Consider the following 20,612-nt stretch of genomic DNA (forward strand, 5'->3'; position numbering starts at 1 on the left):
CTCTCGAAGCTGACGGCGACGTGGCTCTGGGCGGCGAGATTGTAGATCTCGGTCGGCCGGATCTGCTGCACCAGGCGAATCAGGTTGGTCGAGTCGGTCATGTCGCCGTAGTGCATCAGGAACGGCACGTTGCCGACATGCGGATCCTGATAGAGGTGATCGACCCGTGCGGTGTTGAACGAAGACGAGCGCCGCTTGATGCCGTGCACGACATAGCCGAGCGACAGCAGATATTCGGCGAGATAAGCGCCGTCCTGGCCGGTTACGCCGGTGATGAGAGCGATCCGTTTGGTCATGACATACAACCCGTGACAGAGGGCGCCGTACCTGCACGCGATGAAAAAAACTGTTTACACATTCCTTTGTTGGACACAACTTCGATGGTTGGTCAACCCCGCGGTCGGTGGCCCGATTGCTCAAGAGCTTTGGGAGACGACCCGCGCGTACGGAGAAGGGGGGGCGACAACATGGGCGATCCCGATCGACTCGCTCCGGAGCGGGATAGTGTTCCGTACCATCGAATTTCCACACGGGCTACCACGCACCTTGCAGGCAAGAAACTCGGTAGCGCGCAACCTGCAATTCGGGATTCTCCGCTCGTCGCCAGTCCTCCGAATAGCAGTCATCGAATATCGGAACTTCGTTGATCGGATCCATATGGAGCGAAAATCGCGCGGAGCATCCGCCACGAAGGGAATCTCGGACCTCTGTGGAGGAAGCGTTCCGCGTCATATAAATCGGGCTGGATCGCCAAGTATCTACGTGGCCAAGATGCGCCTGCAAGAGGGATCGATCGCGCACTCTCCTCTGGAACGCCAATCCGTGGCATTCGCAACCTCGTCTTTTTCTTGCGCTCGTCCTGTTGGCGCCCTATGCGGATTGCTGAATGTTCCCTTATGCTGGCCCGGGACGGAGCACGAGATGGTCCAAGAGGTAAAATCACTCCCTGTCGCGACGGTTTCCTTCGCTGAAAAGCCGCGCCATGCAGGAAAATTTAGACGCTTGCTGGCTCGACTGCCGGCGCTTCCCTCAACAGCAATCGACAAAATTGAATGGTTAGGCGTAACCGCGCAAAGGATTGCAAACACTTTGCGCTTCGAGCATTTCTGGCGTGAAAGGATAGCGAAAGATCGGCGCGTGACGATCGTACCGACGTTCAACAAGATCATGGGAAAGCACCCCATCTGGAACGTTGCACTAAATTGGATCAACACGAATTCATCGTCCGGGACAATCCTCGAGTTGGGCACCAACAATGGCGGGTCGCTGAAGTATTTCGTCGATCATCTGCCGCAGGCATTTCACTTGATCGGTTTTGACTGCTTCGAGGGCCTGCCGGAATCCTGGGACGGATTGCCAGCCGGATCGATCAAGGGCTTTGGCGGCCCCGTTGAATTATGGGCTGATGAACCCGAAAAGCGCCGCGAGATTGTCGCCAACCTCGAACGCGGAATCACCTTTCCGCCTCCCCCACAGCCGAACGTCGAGATAGCGTCCGGCCTGTTCAGCGAATCAGTGACGCGCTATCTAGCCAAGAATGGGTGGCCTCGCGATTTGCGGCTAATCCATTTTGACGCAGATCTGTATATTTCCACGCGCCCTGTCCTGGATACAATTTGCGGTGCCCTCAAATATAGATATCTGATTTTGTTCGACGAGTTCTACTCGGTGAACCACGAATTCAAGGCTTGGTCTGAATTTGCGAATCTCTATAAACTATCGGACTGGCGCGTGCTTTCGGCCAGCGAGGACGGCTCTCAGCTATTGATCGAAATGAATGTGCACGCTCCTCTCGGTTGAGTGACGAACAGCACCTAGGAGCTGTAACGATGTTGCAACATGGCAACAGTTACCGGAATATTGATCGCCTGCGCCCCTGGCTGGGCGCCTTTTGCCACTCGTTGACGGCTGGCGGCTTCGTTTTGCGGTTGCCATTCCGCTGTGCCTTATCGCGAGCCTGGCGGTCACGTTTTCCAACGGGGCGCAGCGACGGGTAGCCGAAATCGAAACGGATCTTCATGCTATAAATGTCGGCCATAGTAACGCCCAGGCGTCATCAACAACTCCGGAGGCCAAACAGGCAGAGACCGTTCAAACCGAAAAATCCACGATGTCGACCGCGAGCCGTATCGACTTCTGGCAAAAGACGATTGAATTCGCGAAACAAGCCCCGCTTATCGGCCATGGCGCCGGTAGTAGCAAATCGCTATATACTTCCCTGGAGACAGACAGACCCTCTCCATACGGAGAGGCCGTTCCTGATCCTCACAATCAGTTTCTTGCTATCGCCATTCAGGCCGGCCTCGTGGGCGGAGCAGTCCTGATCGTTACGTGGGCCGTGCAGCTCAATCTCTTCACGGGCCGAACCGTTCCTCACCTTTTCGGGCAGTCCGTCGTGCGGAAAAACGTTTTGGGATCGCTGTTCAATAGCCAACTCTCCCAGGTCACGCAGGGGGTATTGTATTGCTTGGCGATAGGGTTTCTGGGCGCTTCTTCGACGCGAGCCGTTGGCGCGGCAAGAACCCGATCGCGGCGTACCTGCTGAGGGCCCAAGAGTGTCTGGCAAATGAACAGACCTGCCGTCTTCTTTGACCGTGATGGCGTCCTCAACGAGGACATCGGCTATCTCTACGAGCGAACGAAGTTCCGATGGACGCCGGGTGCGCGGGAAGCCGTGAAGGCAGTCAACGATGTCGGATATCTGGCTTTCGTCGTTACGAACCAGTCAGGCGTTGCGAGAGGGCTGTACAAGGAAGCCGATGTACGGGATCTTCACGCGTGGATGGCAGAGGAGCTGGCTAAGATCGGCGCCCACATAGATGCTTTCGAATATTGTCCGCATCATCCCGAGGCGACCATTGAGCCGTATCGCAGGTCGTGCACGTGCCGAAAGCCTGGGCCGGGCATGATTACGAACCTGATGAAGCGCTTCCAGGTTGATCCTGTTCGAAGCTTTCTCATTGGAGATAAGCTCAGCGACGTTGAAGCGGCGGCTGGAGCAGGGATACGCGGCTACCTCTTCGAAGGTTCGGATCTCCAGCAATTTATCAAAAACCGCTTGTCTCGCGCCGAGTGAGGACTCACCTGACGCATCCTCCCGCCTTGCAACCTTCTTTCCACGGCAATCGGCGGCGAAAGGCCAGATGGCGAAGGATCTTTTATACGGTCAAACTCTGTAGTATCCGCGATACCATTTGACGAACCTGCTGATCCCCTCTTCGGCGCTGGTTGACGGACGGAAACCGACGTCGCGCATCAGATCATCGACGTCGGCGTATGTCGCCGGGACGTCGCCGGGCTGCATTGGAAGCATTTCCTTCGCTGCGACGCGACCCAACTCCTTCTCGAGCAGGGAAACGACGTGCATGAGCTGCTCAGGCCTGTTGTTCCCGATGTTGTAGATCTTCCAAGGCGCGGCGCTGCACGAGGGATCCGGTGCATCCGTCGGAGCTTGCTGCCCGGCAGCGGGGGGCCGATCGATCAGACGAACGATGGCCTCCGCGACGTCGTCGACGTAGGTGAAGTCCCGCGACATCTGCCCGTGATTGAACAGCTTGATCGGCCTGCCCTCTACGATCGCCTTCGCGAAGATGAACATCGCCATATCAGGCCGCCCCCACGGCCCGTACACCGTGAAAAACCGCAAGCCCGTGGTCGGCAGGGAGAAGAGATGGCTATACGCATGCGCCATCAGCTCATTCGCCTTCTTGGAGGCCGCGTAGAGGCTGATCGGGTGATCGACGTTATCGTGGACCGAGAACGGCAGTTTCTTGTTCGAGCCATACACAGAGGATGAAGAAGCGTAGAGAAGATGCCGGCATTGCGTATGCCGACAGCCCTCAAGAATGTTCATGAAGCCCTGCAAGTTCGCGTCGACATAAGCATGCGGGTTCTCGAGAGAATATCGCACACCGGCTTGAGCCGCCAAATGCACGACGGTGGAAAAGCGCGATTCGGAAAAGAATGGAGCGATTGCATCGCGATTGGCGAGATCCATTCTGACAAAACGGAAAGACGGAAACTCCTGCAGCACGCGAAGGCGCGCTTCCTTCAGCGTGGGATCATAATAGTCGTTGACGATATCGAGACCAACGACCTCCTGTCCGGCCGACGCAAGCCGATGCGCGACGTGAAAACCTATGAAACCGGCGGCGCCGGTCACCAGAATCCTTTGATCAGTCATCGTGCTCGTTACCTGCTCAAGACTTAGAGTCGCCAGAGTTCGATCTCGGCTGGCTTGCTCGCCCGATCCAGCCGGGACTTGACGTCCAGGACCAGACCCTGTCCCTCCTTCAGGAGCGTCTGCAAGAATGGCCAGCCCGAATTGATGAAGCTATCGTGCGCCACGGCGAGCACGATGGCGTCAGCCGGCTGCTGCTCTCTGTGATCGGAGAGCTCGATTCCATACTCGTGAAGGGCCTCGGTGCGGTCGGCCCAGGGGTCGCTCACCTGAACCTTGATGCCGAACGATTCCAGTTCTCGGACAATGTCGACTACCTTGGAGTTGCGTAGGTCCGGCACGTTCTCCTTGAACGTCACGCCCAACACTGTGACAACCCCGCCGCCGGCCCCCCTCTTCAGAAGACGCCGAACGCACTCTCGCGCAATCCGCGCTCCCATGTCGTCATTGATCCGCCGTCCTGCCAGGATGACTTGAGGATGGTACTTCGCCATCTCGGCACGATAAGTCAGGTAATAGGGATCGACCCCAATGCAGTGCCCGCCGACCAGGCCGGGCTGAAATGGGAGGAAATTCCACTTCGTGCGGGCCGCCGCCAGCACGTCGCCAGTATCGAGATCAAGCGCGTGAAAGATTTGCGAGAGCTCATTCATGAACGCGATGTTGAGATCGCGTTGTGTGTTCTCGATGACCTTGGCTGCTTCAGCGACTTTGATCGAAGGCGCCTGGTAGATGCCGGCTCTTACAACTGCGCCATAGACCTCGGCGACGATTCCGAGCGATTCGGCATCCTGCGCAGACACCACCTTCTGGATCGTCTCGAAGCGATGTTCCTTGTCGCCGGGATTGATCCGCTCAGGGGAGTATCCGACATGGAAATCAACGCCAGCCTTGAGGCCGGACGAACGCTCGAGAACCGGCACGCACTCCTCTTCGGTTGCACCGGGATACACCGTCGACTCGTAAACGACGATATCTCCCTTCTTCAATGCGCCGCCGACGGACCTGGATGCGCTCAACAGCGCACGAAGGTCGGGCTTGTTTGCGCCGTCAATCGGTGTTGGAACCGTGACGATGAAAAAGTCGGCCGCAGCCAGACCCGCCGGCTGGTCCGTGTACTCGATCCGTGCCGCATGTAGATCGGCCGTCTCGATTTCCCGCGTACGATCCTGACCTCGGCGCAGCTCGGCGATCCGTTCCGCGCTTATGTCGAATCCGATGACCCGATATCCGGCCCGACCAAACGCCACTGCCACTGGAAGCCCGACGTAGCCAAGGCCTATGACGCCAATGTTTCGGATAGTTGGCAAACCTGTCCGCTCCCGCCAGAACTGCGCTGCAACGTCTCGTTAGCTAGGAAGCCCCCCTGTTGCAATCCCCTATCTTCTTTCGGCGGCGGCCTCGCCCAAACCGCTAGCTCTTGAGGCGGCCCGTCTTTAAAGCTAGCTATGGTGGCGTAAACCGCGGTTCGATAGTGAGCTCCCCATGTCCAAAAAAGCTCTGATATTCGGAATATCCGGACAAGACGGCTCGCTATTGGCCGCGCATCTGCTCAAGCGCGGCTATGCGATCCATGGAACGTCCCGCGACAAGGAGCTCGGCATCTTCGCGAACCTGCAGCGGCTGGGTATCCGCGATCGGGTGACGCTGCACTCCGTGGATCCTGCCGATTTCGGCAGCGTCCTACGCGTCATTTCCGACACGACTCCCGACGAGATCTACAATCTCGCAAGTCAATCTTCCGTCGGCTTGTCATTCGACCAGCCGATTCAGACGCTGGAATCCACTATTTTCAGTACTCACAACATCGTCGATTCTGTCCATCGGTTGAAATTGAGCTCTCGCGTCTACAATGCGTGCTCAAGCGAATGCTTCGGCAATACCGACTTGCCCGCCGACGAATCCACCCCATTTGGTCCGCGAAGTCCTTATGGCGTCGGAAAGGCCGCGGCATTTTGGACGGTGGCAAATTACAGAGATGCACATGGGCTGTTTGCTTGCTCGGGGCTCTTGTTCAACCATGACTCGCCGTTGCGGCCGCAACGATTTGTCACCCGCAAGATCGTCGCCGGCGCCGCCGATATCGCCGAAAAGAAGACGGACAGCCTGCGAATTGGGAATCTGCGCATCTCCCGGGACTTCGGCTGGGCGCCGGAATATGTTGAAGCCATGGCGATGATGCTCCAGGCCGACGCTCCCGAGGACTTCGTGATCGCAACAGGACAAACCAACACGCTCGAGAGCTTCGTTCGCGAGGCATTCAACTATTTCGGGCTCGATTGGGAAAAGCACATCGACTTCGACGAAAGCCTGCTTCGTCCGATCGACCTCAAGAGCAATTCGGCCAACCCTGCCAAGGCAAAACGGATTCTCGGCTGGGAAGCAAAGATCTTCATGAAGGACGTCGTCAGGCTGCTGGCAGACGGCGAACTGGATTACCGTGCAGCGAAGGCACGGCCATAGCGCCTCACCCATCCTGGCCTGCCCCGTATTAGCGAGATCCTAGAAACGCTCGCGCAGTGCGCTGCAATTCCTCATCGACGCTGAAGGGCGGCTGCCAGTCGAGCATCTTGCGGGCCTTCCGACTGTCGACGCAAAGTGAAAGACAGAGCCGCTGCACCAGCGCTCGCTGTCCTGCCAATGCAGCTACGCCCTCCAATAGACCCGCGGGAATGGGCAGCAGACGAGCTTTGGTGTCGAGAACCGCCGCCAACCTTTTCAGAAGCTCGGGGGTCGACAAGTCCTCGCCATCGCTGGCCATGAAGACCTCTCCGGCCGCAGCGGGGTGTCGCAGACAGGTACAGATCAGGTCGACCATGTTGCCGACACCGATCATACTGCGCCGATTATCGATGCTGCCGAGCGGCAGCGGAACTCCGCGCCGCAACCAACGCATCATCGACAGAAAATTCGCGCGCACGCCCGGCCCATAAATCAAGGGCGGCCGCAGGACGACGACCTGCATTCCGCTCGTGCGACCAAGTTCAAGCAGGCCGAGTTCGGCTTCGAGCTTCGAGACCCCATACGGATCTTGCGGGCGCGGCGTCGTGGTTTCGACGAAAGGCGCGTTTCGAGCAGTGAATTCGCCGCACACCTTGACCGAACTGAGAAACACGAAGCGGCGAACGCCGGCAGCAGCGGCTTGGCGCGCGAGGGACAAGGTCCCGTCCACATTGACGCGGCGGTATGCTTCCAGTGCATTTGCACTGCTCTCGCGCATCACATGAACCCGCGCTCCCAAATGCACAACCGTGTCACATCCCGCGATCGCAGATGTCCAATCGAAGGAGCCTTCGAGATCGACGTTCTCGGCAATGTCGATCCTTGCCGGCAAGTCTGCGCGATTACGATGAACAGCAGCGCGAAGAGGAATTCCGTCGGCAGCCAGTCGACGGATTAGCTGCCCGCCGACAAACCCCGAAGCGCCGACAACCAGGACCTTCATTGCGCCAAAAGCTCGGAATAGATTGCAAGCGTCTGCGCAATGACGATCTCCTGGGAAAACTCCGCCTCGACGAGCTTTCGACCATGCGCTCCCATACGTCGTCGTTGCTCGGGGTCTGCCAGCAATTGCGCGATGGCCTGGGCGAGCCGGCCGACGTCTCCGGCCGGGACGAGTAAACCGTTGACACCATCTGTGACGATTTCCCGGCAGCCCGGCACATCATAGGTGATGATGGGGCACTCGCCCGCGGCAGCTTCGATCAGGGTCTTGGGAATCCCCTCACCGTACGTGGTCGGCAGGCAAACGATCGCCGCCTCACGGACGATCTGGGGGATATTGTCGCGATATCCCCACCATTCGACGAGTCCATCCTCGTGACATTGCCTGAGAACGGCTTCAGGAATGGAGTGCGGGTTTTCGGGGTCGGGCGCGCCCGCAAGGACGAACCTTGCAACCACGTTGGTCTTCCGCAACCGTCCTGCGGCTTTCACAAAATCCTCGATCCCCTTCTCCTTGATCATCCGCGACGCCAGAAGGACGATGGGCGGAGAACTTTCCTGGCGCGTTCGCGAGAACTGTGCGAGATCGACCCCCGATCCCTTGACGAGGCGTATCTTGTCAGGCGCGACGCCGATACCATCGGCCAATACGCGCACATCATCCCTGTTCTGGACAATCGTCAACGCTCGGCGCTGCCTCAACGCAAACCGAAGCAGCGGCACGACCAAGCGGCGGAGGGTCTTCGCATAGACCGCTTTGGACGAGAAGACGAAACCCAATCCCGCGACGTTGTTGACGATTACCGCCACACCGGCGAGCCGTGCCGCAATCGAACCGTACACGACAGGCTTCATCGCCACGTGATGAACGATGCTCGGGCGATAGCTTCGGTAGAGGTTCACCAATTCAGCAATGCTTGCCAGTTCACGGAACGGATTTCGGCCGGAGCGCCGCATGCGCTTCAGGCCGATGGGCGTGAATCCTTCCCGCACGATGGCATCGGCCTTCTCACCAAGCCGTGTCGCCACGAATACCTCGTAGCCGGCGTCCCGCGCGGCCCGGGCGATCGGCAGGCGATGGGAGACAAAGTACCAGTCCTCTGTCACGACGAACAGCAACCGCTTCCGATCGAGAACGGAGGCCTCGCTCACACCGGCCTCAAGATCACACGGATTTCGCAAGCCATGAAATCCTCGTCGGCAAACGGCCGAAATTGCTGAGCCATCCGATCGCGTGGCAACGGCAGTTCCGGCCACCGCTGCTCCGAGATGACCTCGACGCTGAAGCCGGCCGCCTTCATCAGGCCGATCATTTCCTGCGGGCGGATGCGATTGGTGTAGAAGCCCGAAGTTCGGAAAGCCTGAGTCTCCCAGACGTCGTCGCCAAAGCGCAGATTGTTCAGGCCACCTCCGAGATGATCGCGGAAATCGATGCTGTGAACGCCGATCCCGCCGGGAGCCACGACCCTGCGCAATTCCTTCATGAGCGCCGGGAATTCGTTGCGGTAGATGTGTTCGAGTACGACCTGGGACCAGATGAAATCGACCGACTGCTCCGGGATTGTCTTGAGCGAGCTCGTCCCTTCCGTCAGATAGACAATGTCGTACTCCCTCATCGCGTCCTGAAGGGTTGCCGACTTCAACGGCGCAACGGCCCGCCCGCGCGAGGCAAGCAGCCCCAAAAGCGTGCGGCATCCGGCGATGTCCGTTTCAGCGAAAGCCCCCGCATCCGCGAGCCAAGCCTTTTCGGCACCGAACGCGTGGGCGACGAAGCCAGACAGGACCGAGTCGCCCGGTCCGAGCTCGAGGGAATGAAATTTCGCGGGAAGTTGTCCATGCTGAACGGCGGACTGGAAATGGCTCTCGAACGCCGAGATTGCACGCTCTGGAACCATCATCTCGCCATGACGGAACAGTCCGATGCGTCTCCAGAGGGCGTAAGGGACAGGCAGGCGCGCAAGCCCGAGCTTGATGCCCAGCTTGGCCCACCACGGCACGTAGGAACTCAGACCCATTGCCGTGCCCGCTCAAGCCACAGGTCGAACATCAGCACCGTCCAAAGCTGACCACCGCGGTTCACTCGGCCGATCTGGTGTTGCTGCCAATTGTCGCCGATGGCTTTGCGATCGAAAAACTCGTCGCCCCCGGAAGTCAGCCAATCCGAGGCCCAGCCCTTCAGCGGGCCCCGCAACCAGCTATCGATCGGAATGCCAAAGCCCATCTTGGGACGTTCGAACAGTTCACGCGGCACATAACGCTCCAGCAAACGCCGAAGGATGTATTTTCCGGAATGATTCCTGAACTTCAGGGAGATGGGAATCTCCCAGGCGAACTCGACCATGCGGTGATCCAGAAGTGGCACGCGCGCCTCGAGTCCGACACGCATGCTTGCCCGGTCGACCTTGGTCAGAATGTCATCCACAAGATACGTCGACATGTCCCAGGCCATTTGCTCCGCGGTCGGGGGAACGTCGGGCGCCAGCGCCAGAGGTGCAGGCCTTGCAAGAGCGACGCCATCCGACGAGACCAACACGGTTTCGGGATTGGCCCACTGCGACACCAGCCTGCTCTGCAGTTCGTGCAAGGTCGAGGATGCGAGCACAGATGCGACCTTGTGGATCTTCTGGCCGGGCAGCGCAGGCTGCAGGTGGGACGGCAGGACGTAGCTCAGCGCGCGAAAAGCAGCATCCCAGCTGGCAGGGGATGCCGAGGCCAAGCCGGATGCCGCCACGCGACGCAACGCATGAGGAATCCTGGTCAGACGTTTCCAATAATCGGAGACGAACAAATAACGGTTGTAGCCGCCGAACAATTCGTCACCGCCGTCGCCGGACAGCGCAACCGTCACCTGCTGCCGCGCGAGTTTCGAGACAAGAAAGGTCGGTATCTGCGAGATATCCGCGAAGGGCTCGTCATAGATGTCGGGGAGCGAGGGAATGACTGCCATGGCATCGGCATCCGAGACATAAAGCTCGGTGTGGTCCGTCTGAAGATGCTTCGCGACGTCGGCGGCATACTTGGCTTCGTTGTAGCTCGAATCGTGAAAACCGATCGAGAATGTCTTGGTGGCCCCACCGCCCACGGCCTGCATGATGGCCGTGACCGAGCTGGAATCGATGCCGCCGGACAGGAACGCCCCCAGTGGCACATCTGAGATCATGTGCTCGGCGACGATGCCGCGCAGGCGTTGGTCGAGCTCTTCCAGCACTTCCTCTTCGTTCGCCCGCGGCCTCGACATTCCACGCGCAACAACGTCCGGAATCGACCAGTAGGCCTTCGGCTCGCCTGCATGACCGTCGCGAAACCTGAACATGGTCGCAGCGGGCAGCTTGTGCACGCCCTCGAAAATGCTGAAGGGCGCGGGAACGTAGCCGAGACGCAGGAATTCGGACAAAGCCGGCAGTGAAATCGGAGGGAGCTCTCCCCGCTGCACCACGATCGGGCGCAGCTCCGAGGCGAAGACAAGCGTCCCGTTTAAAACGCTATAGTAGAGCGGTTTGATGCCGAGCCGATCGCGCGCGAGCACAAGCGCGCGATCGCGCTCGTCCCAGACGGCGAGTGCAAACATGCCGGCGCACCGCGAGATCGTCTCATCGATGCCCCAATGCTCGAAGCCCGCAACGACGACCTCGGTATCGGAGTGACCGTTGAATTGATGGCCCTTGGCCTGGAGCTCGCGGCGCAGGTCGCGGTAATTGTAGATTTCGCCGTTGTATGTCAGCGCATAACGGCCGGACGCCGAAATCATCGGCTGCGCTCCGGCCGACGACAGATCGATGATCGAAAGCCTGCGATGGCCGAATCCGGCGCGGCCGTCCTCGCTGATCCAGTGGCCGTCGCCGTCCGGGCCGCGATGCGCAAGCGCGTCGGTCATTCGGCCCAGAATCTGACGATCGATCCGGCCTGGCTTACTGCCCGCAATTCCGATGATACCACACATTATTGCGCTTCGGACTTCTGGCGTGGGGTGATTGAGGTGAGAATTGACGCGAACTTCGCGGCGATGGCGGACCACGACAATTCGCTCATAGAGTGGGCTTTCGCCGCCGCCCCGCAACGCAGCCGCAAGGCCTCGTCATCGACGAGCCGGCTGAGTGCGGCAGCAACCGCGGCCGGCGTCGAATCGGCCGCGACCAGACCGGTCTGCTCGTGCAGGACCTGCTCGGCAAGCCCTCCGACCGGAGTTACGACGGCCGGAATTCCGGCCGCGCCTGACGTCGCAAGCACGGCGGACTGGCTCGCTCCGCGATATGGCGCAACGACAATATCGATTCCCTCGAAAACCGCGCCGACATCCTCTTCGGGGATCCATCGATTATCAACGAAGACGTCCTCAAGCCCGGCGATCTGCGCCCGATACGGCTCGATATCTCCTGGACCGATGATGCGCAGCCCGACATCCTTGCCCTCGCGCTTCATGATTGTGTAGGCGTCAAGGAGGATATCCAGTCCCTTGTAGGGCAACAGGCGTCCGAAAAAGAGCAATTGGACCTTGCGCCCGGTTCGCGTGGAAGTCGGGCTTCTGGTTTCGGCGTAGGGGAAGACTCCCAGCGGGGCTATCCACACCCGTTCGGCGGGAAAACCGTTGTTCGTCGTAACCGACTTCTGGGTGTAATCGGTCAGCGCAACAATACCGTCGCTTGCGGCGATTTCGGTGTCGAGCATCCATTTGCGGATGGCGATGTCGTCTCCGGCGTGCGGCTTTGGATCGTGCAGGACGAACACGTAAGCGACGTCCCGCGGCTTGCGCCACAGCGTCGGGACATTCCATAGATGGCTCATCGTGCAGACCACCACAGAGATGTCGTGCTCGCGGACATATCGCCAAAATCGGTGTCGAACGACAGGCACACGCAGCAGGGCGAGGATGGCCGACGAAACGTTCGTGTAGGTGTCAACGTGATAACCTGGCAGCCCAAGCGCGTCGAAATCGGCAATGATGTCCCCTTGCCGTGATAGCGACAGATGCAGCTCGAGCTCCGAATGCTTCTTGAGCTCACGCACCAGCTCGTAAGTATACCTTACGCCGCCGCCACGTCGCCCCCAATGCCAGATCAGCACCTTGCAAGGGCGTGAGGCCGTGGGCTTCGGTTCCGCTACGCCGGAATGCGCTGACGATGCTTCGATCACAGTAATATTATACCGCCAGATTGCGAGCTCCGAAAAGCCAGCGTTGGCAATACCCCTACAGAATGGTTGTGGCGCCCGAGCCCCTCAATCAAGGACCCAGGCCCGCGGAGCCTCAATATTCGACCCCGGGCCTCGTGTCGATGAAGAGCTTTTGAACGAGCGAAAGAGGGATTGGGTCGGCTGGAGCGCGCCTGAAAACACTCAGATTGACCGCTCACGGGGACCTGACTTTCCACCAGGCGCGGCGGACCCCCATCAGAATACCAACGAGAATACTCGGCACGTTGTGCTTCCGCAAGACCCGGCCGAATTCGTCCATCGTGACATCGAGATTGGTTGCCGAAACGCCGGACTGTCGCATCACCGTCATTTCGACCTCGATATGGTTCGCGGGATAACGGTCGAGAAGACGCAAAATCAGGTCATGATCAGCTGCGATTCGAAAGCTCGCGTCGTAGAGCCCGGCAGCCCGGTACTGTTCTGCCGAAACCAGCAAGGACGGGTGCGGAAGAAAGGCAGAGAGATACAATGGCCACTTCCGGTACCGATAACTCTGACTAAATCGGCTCCCATCAGCATTCAACCGGATTAAATCGGCGTAGTTGAGCGCGTCAGGCGCCAACTGGGGGACGATCTGGTTCAACACATTATTCGAGGCATAGAAGTCATCGGAGTTCAACAGATGTATCCAGTGCCCGCGAGACATCGCGATGCCCTTGTTCATGGCATCGTAGATGCCACGATCGGGCTCCGATATCCATCGAATGGCGGAGCCATACTCTTTGAGGATATCAATCGTGCCATCCGTCGATCCTCCATCAACAACGATGTGCTCGAAATCCTGAAAGGTTTGCTGTCGCACACTCTCCAGCGTATCGCGCACAGTACTGGCACTGTTGTAAGTCGCGGTTACAATCGACAGAAACGGCGTACGTCGGCCATCGGCATGAGCAGCCGCTACATCTGTCTGGCCGCCGCCTGACATCATGTTCTGTCCAATTCGCTTTTCACCGGCCTGCTTTCAGACGCTCTGACCAGCCGGGCTCCGTACGTTGTGCTCAAATCAGCCGAGCGGTCACGCTTCGACATCTCTCCGGGCGCACGCTTTACGAGGGAACTTCCTGCCGCCGCCGAGGCGAGGACCAGGATAACGGAGTAATATCCCCACCACTGGGGCACATAGGTGCCATTTGCCACCGATGCGGCGCCGTAACATAGCAGACAGAGCCAGATCGTGATCGCGTTCGGGTCGGATCTCGAAAACGATCGCACGAAGAGCCGCAAAGCGAGCCAAATAAAGAACGTGCAGCAAAACACGAACCCCAGAATGCCGGTGTCAATCAAGAGGTTCAGGATAGTCGTGTGCGGTGACGGGAATCCGCTTCGCACATAGCCTCCGACGCCGGCGCCGTAGCCAAACAGCGAATTCAGCACGAGCAGAAGCTGTGGCGGCAACAGACCCGCAAGTGGCGGCACCTGAAAGGAACTGGCACTCTCCGAAGCGTAGAGGGAAGCCGCGACCTTGATCGAATTCTGTCCCAGGACTGGTAGGGCCTCTATGGCCGACTGGATCAAACCAGATCGATCACTTACGTCGAAAAATCGCCCCTTGATGCTGAGCGTTGCGGCATCGGCGTCTCCAAGCAGCGCGCGAATCGCGGCCGGGAAAGATTCGAAGTAGAAGCCGAGATAGAACGCCACCACCGTGGACGGCAATATCAGCAGAGCGTTCTTCCGTGTCGTTGCCTTTAGAAAAAGGCTGAGGAGAATACCGATCATAACAACTCGGGCCGTGCGGCTTCCGGTGATCACGACAACCCAAGGCGCCAATTGGAGATAAATCCAACCAACTCGCGTCTTGATCGGGCTGCTTCCGCGGCGCATCCATAAAAGCACCACCGGCATGACCGCGACGAAAAACATCCCGAGATTGACCGGTCCTGGCATGGTCGATTTGTACCGATCGTAGAATGCCAGACCAAAGACGGTGTCGTTTCCTTGCTCGAACGGCAAAATGAATAGAAGCGGTAGTGCAAAGACCGCTATGACGCACTGGCCGACCGCTCCCCATGCCAAGCCGTCGACCAGGCCATTGACCACCTCCCACCGCCCCTTGCCGTCGGAGCTAACTTCCAGGATCAAGATCGCAAGCATCGAGAAAAAGAGGAGAAAGGACAAGCCCACCTTCAATTGCCAGACGCTTTGAAACAGCAGGAAATTGACTAGCGTGGAAGCCGCACAGACAACGAGATAGGCCGTGTAAATGCGTGCAAATCCCGGAGCTCGTTCCTTCAGGCGAAACGTGGTCCAGTACAACAGCACCGCCGCTGCGCTCAGAATTATCAGAAAGTGTGCGTTATCGCGAACGAAGGGAATTGTAGGAAGTTCCGGCAATACGCCCACAGTGGAACCCAGCCCGAGAAGCCAGAACCGGTCTTTCCGAAGAAGGAAGAACAAAACCGAAGAGACGGCAAAGGCCGCAAAAAAAGCCAACCTGATCCAGAGGGGCACCGCATTCTCGAGGATCTCGCCGAAGGTCGACCTCACAACAAAGCCCGAGCGCACAGCAGCCCAAGACACACTGACGAAAAAGAGCCAAACCGTGAGGCCCAGCTTCTCAGCGAGACTCGCAGACATTGCCGGTCGAAGCAAAGAAAGCGCTCGTGGCGCTACAGCGAGCACGAAGGGCCCAGGAGCGTTTTCGAGATCTCGCCCCGTCATGGTCTCACTCGCCCAATCCCACATTGAAAAGTCGCGGCCTGCGCTGCCATTTCAAGTAAACGTAGCAAGACCAAAGCAGAGGCGACAAATCCTCGGTTCCAACCTGATGGCGGTCCGCGAAATGTCTTATCGCGCCGACGTCCAAGACACTTTGAGCCGCTGATAGTTCCAATAGTTCGTCCCGCATCCGCCCATACTTCATCCACTTGCGGATTGGCAACAAGAAGCCCTGCTTCCGGCGCCCCAGAATTTCAGGGGGAAGCAGGTCCCGGAACGCTTCCCGCAGCAGATGCTTACGTCGGCCATTTGCGATCAGGTAGCCTGCGGGCAGATTTAAGACGAATTCGACAAGCCCAGAATCAAGATACGGAAGGCGAACCTCGAGGCTGTGCTGCATACTGGCCAGATCAACCTTCTTGAGCATGTCAGCAGGCAGGTTGAATTCGATGTCGGTTACCAAGAGGTCGCGCAGAGATCGGATAGGACGCTCACGAATTGGCAGCTTGTCACCGGCGCGCTCGGGCACGCCAAGTGCGTCGAGTTGCGCGGAACTCGCATAGGAACGCCACGCAAGATACTCTTCCGTGGCAGAGCAACGAAGGTGCTTGTGAAACAAGGCAGCACCGCGGAGCAGTGGATTCCTGATTGCAACGGGATTGCTGACCGCGGGAATGCACGTGAGCACCGCTTTGAGCCAAAATGGCATGCGAGCGCTCCACTCCATCGCGGAGTATGTCCCGTAACCAGCAAAGATTTCGTCCGCGCCGTCGCCGCCGAGAACCACCTTCTCCCGAACATGCGAGCAGACGAACGCAGTCGGAATCAGCGACGCGTCTGCATAGGGCTCACCAAGCAGAGCAAGGGTTTGGTCCGTGAAGTCGGCGAGTGCGTCCTCCGTCACGTTGATGATCTGGTGGTCGAGGTTCGGACAGCGATCCGCGACCAGGCGGGCATAGCTGCTTTCGTCGAATTCCGGATCGTTGGGAAACGCGACAGAATAGGCCGTCACATTCGCGCCAGTCCGGCTCGCAAGGCTCGCAACAACAGACGAATCAAGTCCGCCGCTCAAGAAAGTCGACACCGGAACATCGGAGGCAAGGATCCGATCTTCAACTGCTTTTGTCAGGCGCTTTCTCAACTCGAGCCTTGCGCTCTCGAAAGATGGGGGTGACTTCAACTGCAAGCGCGTCAGGCGGGCCGGAAGGTCGTAGTAGCGACCTTTCCTGCTCTCCCAACGGTCGACATCGAGTTCGAGCCAGCAGCCGGGCTCGAGCTGATGCGCACCCACGAACGGCGCGGCCGGTGCAGGCAGATACGAAAAACGGAAGTAAAGCGGCAACGCCGAACTGTCGACCTGGAGACGTTCGGGGCCCGCGAGCGCTTCGACCGCGCGAAACTCCGATCCGAATGCAAAGAGCGAAGCATCATGGAAATACTGAAGCGGCTTTTCGCCAAACTTGTCGCGCGCCAGGACAAGCTTCCGCGCCTGCGAATCCCAGATGGCAAATGCGAACATTCCTTCCAGGCGCTCCAGGCACGAGATGCCATCAAGCGCGAATGCCTTGAGCACGACCTCGGTATCGGAATCAGTCGAAAACGATACGTTCCGCTCCTGAAGTGAAGCCCTCACCTCACGATAGTTGTAGATCTCTCCATTGTAGACCATGGACAGCGCGCCACTTCGCATCGGCTGATTGGAGCGCGGATCAAGATCGATGATGCTCAGCCTGCGATGTCCGAGAAACACTCCGTCATGAACTTCTATTCCCTCGGCATCCGGGCCGCGATGGGCCAGCCAATGGAGCGCATCTCGGGCCGCGGCCTCGTCGACCGCGGCGCCATCCCGCCATACCCCGCCGAGCAGACCGCACATCCCATCAATTCCCCAACAGCTCACGATACAGCGAATGATACCGGCCGAGATTCGCGGCAATCGAATATTCATTCTGAACGCGCTGTCTTGCCTTCTCTCCCATGACGGAGCGAACATGTCGATCGCCGATCAACAATGTCAATTTGGCCGCCATCAATTCGGCATCCCGCGGAACGACGAAACCTGTCTCACCATCCCGATGGCATTCGCTAACCCCGGGAGCATCGACAACGACGCTCGGCACCCCCAACGCCATTGCCTCGAGGACGGAATTGCTCATTCCCTCCATTCGAGAGGCATGCACGAAGATATCACTATTGACCATACGGCAGATGATATCCGAAACATGACCAATCAAATGCACCTTGCTGGCTACTCCAAGCTGCTCAGCGCGCTCGATCAGGTTGTGGCGCTCCGGTCCGTCACCTGCGATCACAAACTCCAGATCTGGCCAACGTCGAAGCAGCTGCGCGAAGACATCGAGCAGAAATATGTGCTCCTTGTCTTTGATCAGCCTGGCAGATGAAATGAGTCTCAGCGAATCGTCCGAACGCCGCTCTCCGCACCCCTTCGCAATTTCGCGCAACCGTTCCAGATCGATGCCATTTTCCAGAGCCATGACTTTGCGCTTCCCGGCAAGAGGCTTCAGCGACTCTGCGGATGCAATGGATACGCCTGCGATGATTTCATACGGCCAGTACAACAGCTTGAAAATCGGATGCGATCCTGCACGCGACTTCGTTCCACGGTGGATGTACACGAAATGGACACGGCGCAGAAGGCACGCTGACAACCAGCAGGCCACCGCAGCCTGCAAACCGTGAACCACACAGATCCTGTGACCTCCCGAACCTATCATATACAACATGCGCAACTGCAATACCGGCGCGAGCACACCAAGAAGCATAAGCTCGATAGCAAGGCTGGGGAAAACCGACGCGCGAAATCCGAGCACCGTCCTCAGCTTCAACCCGTTGATGCGCGCGAAATATTCGGTGCAGGCCGGATTGTCGTACAAGGAATAGAACGTATTTTCGTAAACTGAGCCGGTTTCGGCAGCAAATAGCTGTGCGAGCTGTCGTTCGCCGCCGCTCACGCCGTAAGTCCGCAATACGTGCGCTACCGAGATTGTCATGTGTTTGACGGTATCCTTGCAACCAGTTTCGAGATGGTATCGGCCACTCGCCACATCATCATCCATCCCGCGACTACTCCCGCACCCGATGAACAAGTCCCGGGTTGGCGCTCTCGAAGGTTGGAGAGGTCAAGCCCGGCTCCGTACCGCAAGCTCGCGAAAAAGCTCGACATAGCGCTCTCCACATTTCAGCAAATCGAAATTACGTCGCGCGAAAGCGCCGGCGTTGACCCTCATCTTGCCATCGTCGACCCGATCGAGAACGTAGGCGATTCCGCGCGCGAGTTCCTCGCTAGCCCCGATCGGCGCGAGATATCCATGGCTCTCATGTTCAACCGCATCCGGAATGCCGCCGGCAGCAAATCCCGCCACTGGCGTTCCGCACGCAATGGCCTCCAGCACGACATTGGGCAGATTATCTTCGAGGAATGGTGCGACAAAGACGTCAGCGGCTGAGTGGACGTCCGCCAGCGAGACGTGATCATCGATCCGCCCCAAATGACGAACCGGAAATCGCGAGATCTGCACCGATCGGTTTGCCTCATCACTACCAAAAGTGACAAGGGTCAATTGAAGATCGCTCGTTGCAGCGAGCCTCTCCAGCGCGGCGCGAAGCTGAGCATAACCCTTTCGAGGGTCCGTCGTTGCGCCAAGCGCGCCGAACGCAACGAGATGCCCGTCTGCCGGCAGATTGAGCCGAGCCCGCGCGGCCAATCGGTCACGAGGATAGAATACGTTGAGGTCCACCCCAGTCGGAATGTGCTCAACGCGCAGCTTTCCGAACAGGTGAGAGCGCCGCGCCAGATCGGCGATCCAGCGGCTCGGCGCAACGACAGTCAAATCGAGATTGCGAAATCCGGCCTCACGCGAGAGGATTCCCGACCGGGAAATGTCATCGTCCGATTTGCTGCCAAGTTGCGGGCAAGAACCGCACGCCCGCTCAAATCCCACGCAAGTACCTGGATAATGACACCCGCCGCTGAATGGCCAGATGTCCGACAACCTCCAGACCATCGGTTTCTTGACTGCCTGAAGCTGACGCGCTCTCAGGAAACCACCGGCAATCCAGTGAAGACACACCACGTCGGCGCGCGACAGCAGCCGCAAATCCAGACGACCATAGCTGAATCGCATCGGCGAAAACGGCGCGCCGCTTCGATTTTGGTATTGCCGAAGAGCGCTCGCATTGAGATAGGCCACGACGTCGCTGACGAAGTCCCCAACTCCCGGCAGGTGCGCCGGCACGACGGAGGCATCGTCGAGATGCTTCCGTCCGCAATGGAAGATCGAGTCCATTCCAGCACGCAGAAGATTGCCGTGAAGGCGAAACGCAGCCTTGTTCGCTCCGCCTTCGCTGTCGGACTGGGCCAGATGCACGACGCAGAGTCGATCGAGCGCCATGTCAGGCGCGCGCGATTGCGATGAGAGATTGTGCCTTTCGGAGCCGGGTCACAATCCTCGAAGTGAGATAACGCAAGTATGATACAGTGCTCGGCTTGCCGCCGTCGAATGTTCGCGTCTCGGTCCTGACGTCTCTGAATCCATGCGCAGTCAGAGCGGCCGCAAGGGTGGATCCAGACCAACTCCTCATATGCTGCCAACGATGGAAGATCGTGTTCGAAGCCGGACAATACACCATATTGTCCTCGAGATTCTCCTCGTTTGGCGTTGTGACAATTAGAATGCCACCCTTCTTCAGAAGGGCATGCACCTGATCGAGGCTTTTGGCAAGCCAGTGATCATCCAGATGCTCCACCACCTCTATCAGGAAGATAGCGTCGAACTTTCGACCCTCCGCCAGGAGTTCATCGATCGTGGCAAATCCCAGAAAATTCTTGCGCCCATGGAGAGAAACCGCGGCCCCGATGGTGTCGCGGGTGATGTCGGCTCCTTGCACCACAAAACCGGCATCGAGCAGATGCGGCAACAGGTGACCAGGACCGCAGCCATAGTCAAGCACAGTTACTCCATCGGGAAGCTGACGCTTCGCATACGCGACAAGACTCTTGCCCTTCTGATGGCTGAAATAGTTCTCGCTGAACTGCGAATGAAATGCCCAGAAGCGAGACAGCGTCGTCTCGTCCCAAACCAGAGTAGTCGGTGGAGGTAGAGAGACCATATCCTGCACA

At 58.5% G+C, this 20,612-nt stretch carries 18 protein-coding genes; 4 read left to right on the forward strand and 14 right to left on the reverse strand.

Annotated elements, in window-relative coordinates:
- The coding region (locus XI09_RS31510; protein ID WP_271570322.1) for a GDP-mannose 4,6-dehydratase at positions 1 to 296 on the reverse strand (296 nt) is incomplete at its 3' end.
- Between the two features lie 625 nt (positions 297 to 921).
- On the opposite strand from XI09_RS31510, the gene XI09_RS31515 reads away from it, so the two are divergent.
- From XI09_RS31515 to XI09_RS31525, 3 genes are all read left to right on the forward strand, one after another.
- Positions 922 to 1,800, forward strand: coding sequence for a hypothetical protein (locus XI09_RS31515; protein ID WP_271570323.1), 879 nt, complete (start codon positions 922 to 924; stop codon positions 1,798 to 1,800).
- A 91-nt stretch (positions 1,801 to 1,891) separates the two neighbouring features.
- Positions 1,892 to 2,545, forward strand: a complete 654-nt coding sequence (locus XI09_RS31520; protein ID WP_271570324.1) for an O-antigen ligase family protein — start codon at positions 1,892 to 1,894, stop codon at positions 2,543 to 2,545.
- 21 nt (positions 2,546 to 2,566) lie between these two features.
- On the forward strand, positions 2,567 to 3,076 hold the full coding sequence (locus XI09_RS31525; RefSeq protein WP_271570325.1) for a D-glycero-alpha-D-manno-heptose-1,7-bisphosphate 7-phosphatase: 510 nt from the start codon (positions 2,567 to 2,569) through the stop codon (positions 3,074 to 3,076).
- 90 nt (positions 3,077 to 3,166) lie between these two features.
- Here the strand turns inward: XI09_RS31525 and XI09_RS31530 are convergent, their stop codons facing one another.
- Positions 3,167 to 4,183, reverse strand: a complete 1,017-nt coding sequence (locus XI09_RS31530) for an NAD-dependent epimerase (RefSeq protein WP_271570326.1) — start codon at positions 4,181 to 4,183, stop codon at positions 3,167 to 3,169.
- A 23-nt stretch (positions 4,184 to 4,206) separates the two neighbouring features.
- Positions 4,207 to 5,481, reverse strand: coding sequence for a nucleotide sugar dehydrogenase (locus XI09_RS31535; RefSeq protein WP_442869632.1), 1,275 nt, complete (start codon positions 5,479 to 5,481; stop codon positions 4,207 to 4,209).
- Positions 5,482 to 5,665: 184 nt separating this feature from the next.
- On the opposite strand from XI09_RS31535, the gene XI09_RS31540 reads away from it, so the two are divergent.
- The gene (locus tag XI09_RS31540; RefSeq protein WP_271570328.1) at positions 5,666 to 6,643 is read left to right on the forward strand and encodes a GDP-mannose 4,6-dehydratase; all 978 of its coding nucleotides are present in this window, start codon (positions 5,666 to 5,668) and stop codon (positions 6,641 to 6,643) included.
- Between the two features lie 28 nt (positions 6,644 to 6,671).
- Here the strand turns inward: XI09_RS31540 and XI09_RS31545 are convergent, their stop codons facing one another.
- The 11 genes from XI09_RS31545 to XI09_RS31595 form a co-directional block, all read right to left on the reverse strand.
- The gene (locus tag XI09_RS31545; RefSeq protein ID WP_271570329.1) at positions 6,672 to 7,625 is read right to left on the reverse strand and encodes an NAD-dependent epimerase/dehydratase family protein; all 954 of its coding nucleotides are present in this window, start codon (positions 7,623 to 7,625) and stop codon (positions 6,672 to 6,674) included.
- Positions 7,622 to 8,776 carry a glycosyltransferase family 4 protein gene (locus XI09_RS31550; RefSeq protein ID WP_271570330.1) on the reverse strand — a complete coding sequence of 385 codons (1,155 nt, stop codon included), beginning with the start codon at positions 8,774 to 8,776 and terminating at the stop codon, positions 7,622 to 7,624. Before XI09_RS31550 ends, XI09_RS31545 begins: the two co-directional genes overlap by 4 nt.
- Complete coding sequence (locus XI09_RS31555) at positions 8,773 to 9,639, reverse strand: class I SAM-dependent methyltransferase (RefSeq protein ID WP_271570331.1); 867 nt, start codon at positions 9,637 to 9,639, stop codon at positions 8,773 to 8,775. The genes XI09_RS31550 and XI09_RS31555 overlap by 4 nt, the downstream gene beginning before the upstream one ends.
- Positions 9,630 to 11,564, reverse strand: coding sequence for an asparagine synthase (glutamine-hydrolyzing) (gene asnB, locus XI09_RS31560; RefSeq protein ID WP_271570332.1), 1,935 nt, complete (start codon positions 11,562 to 11,564; stop codon positions 9,630 to 9,632). Before asnB (XI09_RS31560) ends, XI09_RS31555 begins: the two co-directional genes overlap by 10 nt.
- A complete protein-coding gene (locus XI09_RS31565) occupies positions 11,564 to 12,754 on the reverse strand; it encodes a glycosyltransferase family 4 protein (protein WP_333939148.1) in 1,191 nt (396 codons plus the stop codon). Before XI09_RS31565 ends, asnB (XI09_RS31560) begins: the two co-directional genes overlap by 1 nt.
- Positions 12,755 to 12,968: 214 nt before the next feature.
- Positions 12,969 to 13,742: a glycosyltransferase family 2 protein gene (locus XI09_RS31570; RefSeq protein ID WP_271570333.1), complete on the reverse strand. Its 774-nt coding sequence runs from the start codon at positions 13,740 to 13,742 to the stop codon at positions 12,969 to 12,971.
- Entirely contained in the window at positions 13,739 to 15,475 is a 1,737-nt protein-coding gene (locus tag XI09_RS31575; protein WP_271570334.1) for a hypothetical protein, read from the reverse strand. Before XI09_RS31575 ends, XI09_RS31570 begins: the two co-directional genes overlap by 4 nt.
- Before the next feature lie 4 nt (positions 15,476 to 15,479).
- Complete coding sequence (asnB, locus tag XI09_RS31580) at positions 15,480 to 17,348, reverse strand: asparagine synthase (glutamine-hydrolyzing) (protein ID WP_271570335.1); 1,869 nt, start codon at positions 17,346 to 17,348, stop codon at positions 15,480 to 15,482.
- Positions 17,349 to 17,352: 4 nt separating this feature from the next.
- On the reverse strand, positions 17,353 to 18,549 hold the full coding sequence (locus XI09_RS31585) for a glycosyltransferase (RefSeq protein ID WP_271570336.1): 1,197 nt from the start codon (positions 18,547 to 18,549) through the stop codon (positions 17,353 to 17,355).
- Positions 18,550 to 18,612: 63 nt separating this feature from the next.
- A complete protein-coding gene (locus XI09_RS31590) occupies positions 18,613 to 19,884 on the reverse strand; it encodes a glycosyltransferase (protein WP_271570337.1) in 1,272 nt (423 codons plus the stop codon).
- A 1-nt stretch (position 19,885) separates the two neighbouring features.
- A complete protein-coding gene (locus XI09_RS31595) occupies positions 19,886 to 20,602 on the reverse strand; it encodes a class I SAM-dependent methyltransferase (protein ID WP_271570451.1) in 717 nt (238 codons plus the stop codon).
- Positions 20,603 to 20,612 lie beyond the last annotated feature (10 nt).

Source organism: Bradyrhizobium sp. CCBAU 11386 (assembly GCF_028128955.1).
Classification (GTDB): Bacteria; Pseudomonadota; Alphaproteobacteria; order Rhizobiales; family Xanthobacteraceae; genus Bradyrhizobium.